The sequence below is a fragment of the Paraherbaspirillum soli genome (assembly GCF_042654985.1).
GTDB lineage: Bacteria > Pseudomonadota > Gammaproteobacteria > Burkholderiales > Burkholderiaceae_D > Paraherbaspirillum > Paraherbaspirillum soli.
Genome location: NZ_JBHSMT010000012.1, coordinates 157,573 through 168,123, shown reverse-complemented (window position 1 = coordinate 168,123; position 10,551 = coordinate 157,573). Strand labels below are relative to the sequence as shown.

Here is a 10,551-nt window from a genome sequence, read left to right as displayed (position 1 = left end):
GCCTGAGCTGCATCCGCAAAAGCATCCCCTGGCGTCCGGGCCGCGGCTACCACAGCGTCGCGACCAAGATCCACGGCCCGCAAACCGCGACCGTGGTCGGCCCAAAGAATCAGGAAATCCACACCGACGAATACGGCCGGGTGCGTCTGCAATTCCACTGGGACCGGATCGGCAGCAACGATGAAAAAAGTTCGGCCTGGGTCCGGGTTGCCAGTTCCTGGGCCGGCGGTGATCGCGGCTTGATCGCTGTTCCGCGCATCGGCCAGGAAGTGATCGTGCAGTTTCTGGATTCCAATCCGGATAAGCCCATCGTCACCGGCTGCGTCTACAACGAGCGCAACATGCCGCCGTGGAAGCTGGCCGACCAGCAAGCGCTGACCGGCTTGCGCAGCCGCGAACTGACAGCTGGCGGCGGCAATGCCGCGGGCGGCCGAAGCAATCACGCGATCCTCGACGATACCAATGGAAAAATTCAAGTCCAGCTGAAGAGCGACCATCAGCACAGCCAACTGTCGCTCGGCCACATCACCCGCATCGAAGACAACGCCGGCCGCAAGGACGCCCGCGGCCAAGGCTGGGAGCTGCGCTCCGATGGGCATGGTGTCGCAAGATCAGCCAAGGGCATGCTGCTAACCACTGAAGCCCGCACCAACGCCGCCGCGCATATGACGGACATGGGCGAGACGGTGCAGCGCTTGACCGCGGCGCGCGAGCAGCAGGAAACGCTGGCCGATGCCGCGCAGCAGAGCGGCGCGCAGGAAGCCCAGGGCCAGCAAGCCGACGTCGCCAAGGTAATCAAGGCGCAGAACGATGCGATCAAAGGCAGTGCTGGAGGCGAGGAGGGCAGCTTCCCGGAGCTGTCGGCACCGCACCTGGTGCTGGCCAGCCCGGCTGGTATCGAAACCACGACCAGCGGCAGCACCCATATCGCCAGCGACCAGCACACCGCGCTGACCACCGGCAAGGATTTGGCTATCGCCAGCGGCGGCAGCTGGTTTGCCAGCATCCGCCAAACTTTCCGACTGTTTGTGTATAAGGCCGGGCTCAAGATGGTGGCGGCCGGCGGCGACATCGACGTGCAGGCGCTGTCGGACAGCATCAACATTTTGGCCAAACTGAACATCACGCAGACCGCCAACCGCATCACGATCAGCGCCAAGGAAGAATTGCTGGTCAACGGCGGCGGCAGCTACGCCCGCCACAATGCGGCAGGGATCGAGCACGGCACCAACGGCAGCTATGTGGCGCATGCGGCTACGCATAGTATGCCGGGGTCTAAGTCTATGGGAGTCGATACGCGCGGCTTTCCTGCCGTCAAAGCTTACGATGAAACCTTCAGCCTGTTCGACCCGAGCGGCAAGCCACTGAACAATATGAAATACACTGTTACCGGCGCCGACGACATCGGTCATGAAGCTGCAACGACGGTCGATGGCAGCACGCCCAGAGTTCATACGGACACTCCAGAAAAACTGAAATTTTCACTGCAATGGGCCGAAGTCTCGGCTGATGAAGGGGCGAATAAAGACCCATCCAACAACACCTCAAAGGACAAAAATGGCTGACGGCGCAACGATCGAGGCAATGACTAATGACCGACCGGATAGTTGTGTTGAAGTCCATTGTGGCTGTCCAACCTTGTGGTCAATGGCGCAGCAGTTCTGCTACACGCGCCTCTCCAACAAGAAAAATAATGGGGCTTATAGGCTCATAAACCTTTATCCAGCCAGGGCGCGACGCATCTCCGCAACCTATGCCAGGATGTATTTGGAAACGGAAGAGCATGGTGTGCCCGAAAAGAAGGGGCGCTACTATTGGATGGCGCTGGGCGCATTTGCGAGCAAAACGGTGGCCTGTACCTTGGAAACATTACAGCTTTCGTATACTCGGCCTGTCATGGGTACCACCGTTCGCGAAGGGCTGGGGCAGGGTAATTTCTGGCTGTTTATGGATATCGCGGCATGGCATTGGTTTTACAGCGTTAGTCCAACATCGTTTGATCAATGCGTGGGTGAACGTAACACTGACACCTATGTCGATCAGGTCAAACAGCAAATCAAAAAACTGCCATGGGAAGCAAAGTCATTGCCAAAGATTGACCATTTGAAGGTCAAGCCGGAGGTCGCAGAAGGGTTCGCTTTGGTCAGGCAAATTGAGGGGATGCCAGATAATCGCAAGAGGCAAAATTTGCAATTGCGACACTTGATGGCAATGGCCTGCCACGAGCAAGGAAACATTCTGCAAAAGCTTATTTACAACGATCCGGATTTCGCTTGGTGGATAAAAGTTCAAAGAGACGATGACCACGAGCTGCGACAAACTTCAGGTTACCCCACCAGAGCATTCGCTCTCGCGGCCAGCATATTCAGCCCTGAATTGCAGATTACATTTACCAGTCAATGTGGCACTAGCGAATCACAATTGAAGAACCCCGCTCCCAAAGAAACAAAATTGGAAGAGTACGATAGCCGAATGCTTTGGATTACCTCTGTGGCCGATCAGTTTCACAATCGAATGATTAAATTCAAGGGCCAAATGGAAAGTGAATTGGCTGCCATAGCAGGATGGGTAGGTACCCACGATGGCGTAGTCTATCCTGATGAACATCCACCTCAATGAAGCTCAAAAAAACTCTTCCTAAGAATTGGTTGCCTAGTGTATTGGCAGCATGGTTCATTGTGCCAATGGCCATTGCACTTTGGCTTATATTTGGCAGTGATATCAAGGCTGGATTGTTTAATTTGTTGGAGAAAAAAACCGTTATGCACAGTAATGTCGTTGTTGAGATCGGCGAGTCCGGTAAAGACTTTGCACAGAAATACAAAGAAATCGTTGATGTTAATGATCGTAATCCGGGATCGCATTTTTACAGGGTTAATTGGTCCGACGGTACGCTAGGCACTGTCATCATAAAAAATGGTTCTAGCAATCTGGCTGTGGATTCAGTTCTTTCTGTAATGGGGAACTCCGATGACACATATCCCACGGAGGGAATATCTGGTTTTTCTATCAGTATGGGACTGCCTCCACGAAATAACGTCCTTCACGATGACGCGCGCCTCAAGTTTTACGCTTTACTGCAGAGAATTCAGGAAGCGGGCTGGAAACGATGGATTGACCCCAGTATGCCGCGCCTTAACGGTACTGAAGCACTACGTTATCAGATGAGCGAGATTGAAAATGGAGCAGGCTTGCTGTCACTTGATCCTAGTTATGTACCTTCATTGGATATATGGATGAAGATCAAGGATATGACAGGGTGGCAATTTTATCTAAATGATGTCTACATGAATGTGCAGCTTATGCGGGATAAAAAAAGGATGGATCCTAATTTACCTGGGGCCTATTTCCTCACTCTTGGTCTTGAGAGCAAAGACAGTTTTCAGCGTAGTGAGCAAACTTTTGAAGACCGGCAGCGCTGGAAGGAATTGTACCCGGCCGTGCGCACAAGACAGGCTGAAGAACGGCTACATTCTGAAGAAAAACTCAGTAACTTAGGCTTCAAGATTGATGCTAAGTACCAGAATCCAGATGAATAAAATGCGATTTCTGGCAACTTGAGTTGAGCGCAACTGACCAAAACTATTTGGTTTTAAAAATCTCAATGGGCAGAATGTAAATGTGTTTTCGGGATGGTGCTGCCAAAAGTCATCAACATGAGTTGGTGCTCGGAGTGCCGCCGCATCGAACAAGACAAGAAGAAGCTATTGGATAACGCGAAGAAAAAAGAACGCTTCTCCATGCCGAAATTGCTTTAAGCGGCATTCGCCAAGAGCCTATTTTTACGCAGCCTGGAGCGTGACCGCTGCTTGGTATTCCGTCTGCAAAGCGGAATATAGTTCCTCCGGCTGCAGGTTCGGGAATTTGTCGGTGATTTTGACCAGAACCTGATTGTCTTCCAGGCTATCGGCGCCTGTCTGCGGCCAGATTTTCAGATAGGTGCCTTCCTTGTAGCCGTTGTCTTGCCGGAACAGGTTCAGTACGTTCTTGCCGACATATTGGCAGTACAGCTCATCCCATGACACGCCGACATCGGTGAGCAAGGTCTCGAACAACGGGATGGATGAGCGACGCGACACCGAGATGCCGATGAGCAGTTCGACGCGGTCAATGGTATCCAGCTTGGCAAACTTGTAGTATCGACCATCAAACATCAGACCTTCGCGTCCGTAGGTCGATTCCAGGCCGTTCAGGACCAGGGATGCGGCGGCGTCCATATCGCCTTTTGCGACGACAATCGCATGACTCAACGTGAAATGCCAGATATCGACCAGCTCCATCGCGAACTGGGCTTTGTCCATCTCTTGCTTCTTCCACCATTTCCAACCGTGGTGCTCCATCGCTTCAGCACCCTCGACGACGCTGGCGCGCAAGAACGGGTAGCACCAAACACAAACCGGCTGATGGCTCGACGCACTGGTCGACGCGCAAGCTGACGGCCGAACTGGGCGGTGATATTTCGCACATGACGATCGCTCGCATCTGGGCTAAACACGGCATCAAGCCACATCGCCTCGAAGGCTATCTCGCATCGAACGATCCGGATTTCGAGACCAAAGCGGCGGAAGTGATCGGTCTCTACATGAACCCGCCACGGAACGCGGCGGTATTTTGCGTCGAAGAGAAGACCGCGATTCAGGCGCTGGATCGGAAAGACCCGGTGTTGCAGGAGCGGATGGTCGTCCCGACGTAACAACGCCAAGTGTGTTTGCAATAATCTCTACATATCTAACTGATCAAACCGCGCTTGGCAAGCATAGGCTCCACCTTCGGATCACGCCCACGAAATGCACGGAAAGCCAGCGCAGGATCTTGCTTGTTGCCAGAACTATAGATATGACGCTGCAAACGCCCGGCAATCGCCTGGTCGAACGGATCGCCGGCTTCAGTGAATGCATCGTAGGCATCCGCATCCAGCACTTCGGCCCACATATAGACGTAATAACCGGCGGCATAGTCAGAACCCGTGAACAAATGCTGGAAGTGGCTCAGATAATGGCGCTGGCCGATATCTTGCGGCACGCCCAAGAGTTCGCACTGCTGCGCTTCAAAGGCGGCAATGTCGACAGCGCTGCCGTTGGGCAGCGAGTGCAGCGCCATATCGATCAGGGCCGGACCGGCATACATGATGGTGGCCCAGGCCTGGTCAAACTGGCGCGCCCGCTTCAGTTTGTCCAGCAAAGCTGAAGGCATCGCTTCACCGGTCTGGTAGTGCCGCGCATGGCGTTTCAGCACGGTTTCTTCTTCAGCCCAGTTTTCAAAAATCTGCGAAGGCAGTTCAACGTAATCCTGCAGTACCTGGGTGCCGGCCAGGCGTTCGTACTTCACCTGTGACAACAGGCCATGCAAGCCATGACCGAACTCATGGAACAAGGTGCGCACATCGTCAAAGCTCAACAACGCAGGTTCGACTGAGGCCTTCGCGAAATTATTGTTATTAATGACGATCGGCAGCGTGCCGCCGTCATGGCCGGACTGGTTGCGGAAGACGTGCATCCAGGCGCCGCTGCGCTTGCTGGGGCGTGCGTAGTTGTCGCCGATGAACAAGCCGATCAGAGCGCTGTCGCGGCTGCGGACTTCCCATAGCCGCGCATCGGGATGATGCAAAACGACGCCATGCTGCTCGATAAAGCTGACGCCGAAAAGCCGCCCGGCACAGTCGAACATGGCGGATATCATGTTTTCCAGCGCAAAGTATGGCTTCAGTTCTGCATCGTCGAGATCGTAACGTGCCTGCCGCACTTTCTCGGCCAGGTAGCGCCAGTCCCAGGCGGCAATCGGCGTCGGCTGGCCCAGGCGACGCGCCATTTCGGTCAGCGCAATGCGGTCGTCTTCAGCCTTGGCCTTGGCCGGTTCCCAGACCTTGCCAAGCAAGGCCGATACCGCTTCCGGCTTGCCGGCCATGCGGTCAACCAGTTGGTAATCTGCATAGGTAGGATAGCCATGCATTTGCGCCTGTTCCTGGCGTAAGGCCATGATTTCAGCCGCCACCGGCCGATTGTCGTGCGCGCCAGCATGCGCACCGCGCGCTACCCGGCCGCGCCAGACCGTCTCACGCAGATCCCGCCGTTCCGAGAACGTCAGGAAAGGCTCCGCGAGCGACGGCGACAGCGTAATCGCGTGGCAGTCTTCCGGCAAGCCGCGCTGCTGCGCCGCCGCCTTCGCCGAAGCAAGCAGGAATTCCGGCAAGCCAGCCAGCGCTGCCTCATCTTTCAGCTCCAGCGCAAAACCGGATTCATCGGCCAGCACGTTTTGCGTGAACTCGGTGCTCAGGGTCGCCAGCCTTTCCGTCACTGTGCTGTAGCGCGCCCGGGATTGCGGCGGCAGGTTCGCGCCAGCACGCACGAAATCCAGGTGCACGCGTTCCAGCAAGCGCAGTTGAACTGGGTCCAGATCCAGTTCCGTGCGTCGCGCATACAGCGCATCGATGCGCGCAAACAGGCCCGCATGCAGGTATATCGCATTCTTGTGCGCCGCCAGCCGCGGCGCAAGTGCTGTCTCGGCTGCTTGCAAGGCAGGCGAGGTTTCGCTGGCGGTCAGGTTTTCGAACAGCAGGGTGATGCGGCTGTTCAGGCGGCCTGACGCGTCGAACGCGGCTAGCGTATTGGCAAAATCAGGCGTTGCGGATTGCCCGGCAATTGCGTCAATTTCGGCCAGGTGAGCAGGCAGCGCAACTTCGAAGGCGGGGGCGAAATATTCAGCCTTCACCTGACAGAAAGGCGGCAAACCGTAGGGGGTATTCCAATCCTGTAACAGCGGATTGTTGGCGTGAATGTCCGTCATGGCAGTGAGCATCTGGCTAATGAAGAGAACGCTATTGTATAGCCTGATGGAAATTTTTTACGTGCCGATATCCACGCCGCCTAGAGGCTCAGATTTTAGCGCGTCCAGGAAGGCGGCAAGATTGTCGACTACGCGCAATCCTGGATATGCCTGCTAGGCGAGGGCGCGGATTCAGGTCGGGATAACGAAAATTTGATGCCGATACGTGAGAATTACAAATTGTGAGGTTGGAGACTGCTATTGAGAAAGTACTTGCTAGGGCTGTAATTTCGAATGTTCGTGAGGTAGAATCGGTGCCCTTAAATTAGATGCCGCATGGAAATCTATTCATGGCAGCATTTATTGCCAAACTAAATATTCAGCTGGGCATCAAAATGAACTGTTATCGCCACACCAGTAGTTCTGCCGTAGGACTCTGCAAAATCCCTGCATGAAAAAAATAACTCTCATCCTCGCACTTGTCCTGTCCGCATCCGCAATCCCCGTTACTTATGCTGGAACATCCAATCAATCCAAAGTAGAAAATGCATTCTCTCCCGAAGGCGGAGCAGAACAGCTTGTACTAAAAGCCATTGATGCGGCGCATTCATCGATCAGATTGGCCGCTTACTCGTTTACTTCGCCTGTGATCGTGCGCGGGCTACTGGATGCAAAGAAGCGGGGCGTGGATGTACGAGTGGTTGTGGATGATCGCGGCAATCGAGCAAAGGCCGGCCAAGCTGCCCTCAACCTTCTTGTAAACGCCGGAATCCCCGCGCGCACCATTTCAACCTACACCATCCATCATGACAAATACATTGTGGTCGATGATCGCAACGTTGAGACAGGTTCGTTTAATTTCAGCAAAGCAGCGGCCAAGTCGAATAGCGAGAACGTAATCGTGGTCTGGAATGACCCTGATCTGGCAGCTTCTTATTTGAAGCATTGGAAGAACAGATTTGAGCAGGGCATCGATCACGCTTCGACGTATTGAACGTCGTGAATCTGGGGTTCGGGGAGCAATGGGGCCGCGATCCGACTTAAGCACTTGGCATCATCCGGTGCGGCCCGAGAGCGAGACGCGGCTGTCGCCTTTCGGTCATGCGCATATCAACATGCTCGGGCACTATTCGTTCTCGGTGCCGGAGGCCGTCGCGCGCGGCTATTTGCGTCCGCTCAATGTCGGGCATGAAACATGATCGTAGACAGATTTCTTCAACAACCAAGAAAGGGAAAACATGAGAAAGGTAGTAGGCGGTGCCATCGCAATGACAATCTTGCTTGCGGGCTGTGGCAGCAAGACCGATGCGAACGAAAAGAACTTCGGGGCAGCCATCGTGCAATACCTCGACAAGAAGGGCGAGCTATGCCTGAACATCACCAAGTGGCCGGTCGATGTCAATGAGATGGACTTGCTCCTGCAAAAGTCCATGCCGACGGGCACGGCTGGACGCATGGTCGCACTGGAAGCCGTGGGCCTTGCGAAGGGAGTCGATACAGAGCTCGAAGGAGCGGGCTTTGACGGCAAGCCGAATGGCGTCAAGTTCAAGGTCAAGCGCTACACCCTGACCGATGCGGCCAAGCCGTTCGAGCGGCAAAAGGATGTCGAACACATCGGCCTGAACGGCAGGATCAAGGAAGTGCAGACAGACCTATGCTGGGGCAAGATGGCTCTCGACAAGGTGGTTAAGTGGGAAGGCCCGATGAAGTTTGGCGATTACCAGGAAGCCAGCGTGAAGTACCAGTACAAGATCGAAGGATTGGCTGATTGGGCGAAGAAGCCGGAATTCCTAACGGCCTTTCCCCATGTCGCGCAGATCGCCGAAGACGCGGGCAAAAAAGAGCAGCAGCAAAGTGTGAAGCTGACCAGCGTGAGCTGGGAAGCCAACGGTCTGGATAACTAACCAGCCAACGACGACGAGAGAAAAATGCGCTTATTGATTTCTTGATTCTGCCGTGGCTGACGTTCTTCACCATTGGCGGGCTTCCCGCGACCATCTGGGCGGTGTACGCGTTGAGCCAGTACCAGACCGACAGGAAGATCGAGAAGGCGCTTGCTCAACGCACCATCGAGCTCTCTAACCAAACCCGCACTCGGGAAAATGTCATGAACAAATCACCTTACGATGAGGCGCTGCGCCAGTTGCTTGACTCGAATGCGCAGCTCGACGTGGAAGGCAAAGGCACGACCAACCACTGTCCAATGGCGCTGTGCGCGCTTGCCGGCATGGGGGCGGGACCGGAGCGCTTGCAGGCGTTTTTCGACATGTGGGTGCGGCGATTCGGTCTGCCGGCGCCTGAGATCACGATGCGGGTCGATGCACAGAATTGGACGGAAATGACCGGCAACGCTGCGGCGTTCGGGGCGTTGCGTGCGTACTTTGCACACTGGATTGTCAGGTCGGGGGCGAATGCGGTCGTCGCGCAGGTGCTGGGGCGGGTGCCGTTTGCACCGGCCAGCGGCGCTTTTCATGCGCTGATCCGGCTCGGATACGGGTTGGAGGCAGAGCATTCGGGTGAAATTGCCGCCGGGCTGGCAGCGCTGGTCAGCAGAAATCTGCCTATCAATATGCAATCGGTCGAGCGCCGCCGGGCGGCTTCGGTGCATGAGGGGTGGGCCGCATTGTCGAATGCGCTGAATGGCGCAGTTTTTAGCGATGACTTGATTTCCTCGCGATTACGCGCCGTGGCGAGCGAGCCCTTGTTTGGTGCGCACCTTCTTGCGCCGCCGGAGCATGCTGGATTGCTTGATGAGATGGCGCACGCTGCGTTGGCCCTGTATTGGAAAACAAACAGCTTCACGGTCATGCATATGGTGACGGGGCTGTTTGCAACGCGGCAGGTATTCGCGCATATTCCCGGGACTTTGGCGCAGCGTCTGTTGCCGGATGTCTGGGCAGCACTTTGCGCCGCCTATGTGTCGATTGGTGCGCCGCCTGTTGCCGCCGATGAACTTGCGTTGCCGGTCGATCCGGTAGCGGCAGGTGAGCAGGTCGCTTGGCCCGAATTATTGCAGTTGGCGATTGCATCCGACGACGATCATGTCATCAAGATGACTTTCACCTGTTGGCGCGAATACCAGCGGCAGCCGTCGTCCTTGTATTTATTGGCGGCTAAGAGAGTCATCAAATCGTAGCGCGGCGTGGTTGGGTTTTCCTGAGCAGCGCGTAGGTTCGCGTCCAATCGTGGCAAGCTATTTCCGGCGCATAAATCCGTGCTTGGGCTGTGGCAGCTCTGGTTGGTGTGGCTCGTCCGCATAATGGTGGATTTGACCGGTTGAAATCGGTTCGAGGCGACACTCGATCGCCTACGCAATTCCAAACGGCGGCGGACGTCTCTTGATCGGTTGCGCCTTGACGATCGCGGTGCTGGTCTCGGCTTTGTCGGCAATGCGATCGATGATCTGGTCGAGCTGTTCGATCGACCGGACGAATAGTCGAACGATAAAGCAATCATCTCCAGTCACCTTGTCGCACTCGCAGAACTCGGGAGTTTCCTCGATCAACTTCTGGACGATGTGTAGTTTGCCGGGTAAAGGCCGGATGCGAACGATCGCCTGCAACTGGTAGCCGAGAGCTTGCGGGTCGATCTCAATGCTGAAGGCACGGATGACGCCGCGTTCCTCAAGGCGGTGTAGCCGCTCCGAAATGCTTGGCGAGGAAAGGCCGACTTGCTGCGCCAGCTCTTTCAGCGAAATTCGCGAGTCCTTCAGCAGTACCTCAAGGATGCGTTGGTCGATATTGTTCAACATTTGTCATTTCCTCGAAAATAAGCAAAATTGCCTTATAT

General features: G+C 55.3%; 10 protein-coding genes and 1 pseudogene. 8 read left to right on the top strand and 3 right to left on the bottom strand.

The genetic code is table 11. From position 1 onward, the window contains the following. The 3 genes from ACFPM8_RS07055 to ACFPM8_RS07045 form a co-directional block, all read left to right on the top strand. A partial coding sequence (locus ACFPM8_RS07055) for a DUF2345 domain-containing protein (RefSeq protein ID WP_378996451.1) occupies positions 1–1,565 on the top strand: 1,565 nt, incomplete at its 5' end. Then, positions 1,558–2,619, top strand: a complete 1,062-nt coding sequence (locus ACFPM8_RS07050) for a DUF2515 family protein (RefSeq protein ID WP_378996449.1) — start codon at positions 1,558–1,560, stop codon at positions 2,617–2,619. The genes ACFPM8_RS07055 and ACFPM8_RS07050, both read left to right, overlap by 8 nt. Next, on the top strand, positions 2,616–3,539 hold the full coding sequence (locus ACFPM8_RS07045) for a hypothetical protein (protein WP_378996447.1): 924 nt from the start codon (positions 2,616–2,618) through the stop codon (positions 3,537–3,539). The genes ACFPM8_RS07050 and ACFPM8_RS07045 overlap by 4 nt, the downstream gene beginning before the upstream one ends. 243 nt (positions 3,540–3,782) lie before the next feature. On the opposite strand, the gene ACFPM8_RS07040 is transcribed toward ACFPM8_RS07045, so the two are convergent. Continuing rightward, a complete protein-coding gene (locus ACFPM8_RS07040; protein ID WP_378996445.1) occupies positions 3,783–4,373 on the bottom strand; it encodes a dUTP diphosphatase in 591 nt (196 codons plus the stop codon). A 14-nt stretch (positions 4,374–4,387) separates the two neighbouring features. Between ACFPM8_RS07040 and ACFPM8_RS07035 the strand changes: the two are divergent. Then, positions 4,388–4,666: pseudogene (locus tag ACFPM8_RS07035) on the top strand (IS630 family transposase); the annotation flags it as partial. Between the two features lie 62 nt (positions 4,667–4,728). On the opposite strand, the gene ACFPM8_RS07030 reads toward ACFPM8_RS07035, so the two are convergent. Then, positions 4,729–6,783 carry a M3 family metallopeptidase gene (locus tag ACFPM8_RS07030; RefSeq protein WP_378996443.1) on the bottom strand — a complete coding sequence of 685 codons (2,055 nt, stop codon included), beginning with the start codon at positions 6,781–6,783 and terminating at the stop codon, positions 4,729–4,731. A gap of 430 nt (positions 6,784–7,213) precedes the next feature. Here ACFPM8_RS07030 and ACFPM8_RS07025 point away from each other — a divergent pair, with 430 nt between their 5' ends. The 4 genes from ACFPM8_RS07025 (at position 7,214) to ACFPM8_RS07010 (ending at position 9,898) form a co-directional block, all read left to right on the top strand. Beyond that, a complete protein-coding gene (locus ACFPM8_RS07025; protein WP_378996440.1) occupies positions 7,214–7,756 on the top strand; it encodes a phospholipase D family nuclease in 543 nt (180 codons plus the stop codon). Positions 7,757–7,784: 28 nt separating this feature from the next. Further along, positions 7,785–7,961 (top strand): hypothetical protein, encoded by a 177-nt coding sequence (locus ACFPM8_RS07020; RefSeq protein WP_378996634.1) that lies wholly within the window; start codon positions 7,785–7,787, stop codon positions 7,959–7,961. A gap of 39 nt (positions 7,962–8,000) precedes the next feature. Next, positions 8,001–8,666, top strand: coding sequence for a hypothetical protein (locus ACFPM8_RS07015; RefSeq protein ID WP_378996438.1), 666 nt, complete (start codon positions 8,001–8,003; stop codon positions 8,664–8,666). 203 nt (positions 8,667–8,869) lie between these two features. Beyond that, on the top strand, positions 8,870–9,898 hold the full coding sequence (locus tag ACFPM8_RS07010) for a questin oxidase family protein (RefSeq protein ID WP_378996436.1): 1,029 nt from the start codon (positions 8,870–8,872) through the stop codon (positions 9,896–9,898). Between the two features lie 171 nt (positions 9,899–10,069). On the opposite strand, the gene ACFPM8_RS07005 is transcribed toward ACFPM8_RS07010, so the two are convergent. Continuing rightward, positions 10,070–10,513 (bottom strand): Lrp/AsnC family transcriptional regulator, encoded by a 444-nt coding sequence (locus ACFPM8_RS07005; protein WP_378996434.1) that lies wholly within the window; start codon positions 10,511–10,513, stop codon positions 10,070–10,072. Between the last annotated feature and the right edge of the window lie 38 nt (positions 10,514–10,551).

Coding starts and splice junctions, on each gene's coding strand:
- ACFPM8_RS07050 (WP_378996449.1), top strand. CDS start 1,558: ATGGCTGACGGCGCAACGATCGAGGCAATGACTAATGACCGACCGGAT.
- ACFPM8_RS07045 (WP_378996447.1), top strand. CDS start 2,616: ATGAAGCTCAAAAAAACTCTTCCTAAGAATTGGTTGCCTAGTGTATTG.
- ACFPM8_RS07030 (WP_378996443.1), bottom strand. CDS start 6,783: ATGACGGACATTCACGCCAACAATCCGCTGTTACAGGATTGGAATACC.
- ACFPM8_RS07025 (WP_378996440.1), top strand. CDS start 7,214: ATGAAAAAAATAACTCTCATCCTCGCACTTGTCCTGTCCGCATCCGCA.
- ACFPM8_RS07020 (WP_378996634.1), top strand. CDS start 7,785: ATGGGGCCGCGATCCGACTTAAGCACTTGGCATCATCCGGTGCGGCCC.
- ACFPM8_RS07015 (WP_378996438.1), top strand. CDS start 8,001: ATGAGAAAGGTAGTAGGCGGTGCCATCGCAATGACAATCTTGCTTGCG.
- ACFPM8_RS07010 (WP_378996436.1), top strand. CDS start 8,870: ATGAACAAATCACCTTACGATGAGGCGCTGCGCCAGTTGCTTGACTCG.
- ACFPM8_RS07005 (WP_378996434.1), bottom strand. CDS start 10,513: ATGTTGAACAATATCGACCAACGCATCCTTGAGGTACTGCTGAAGGAC.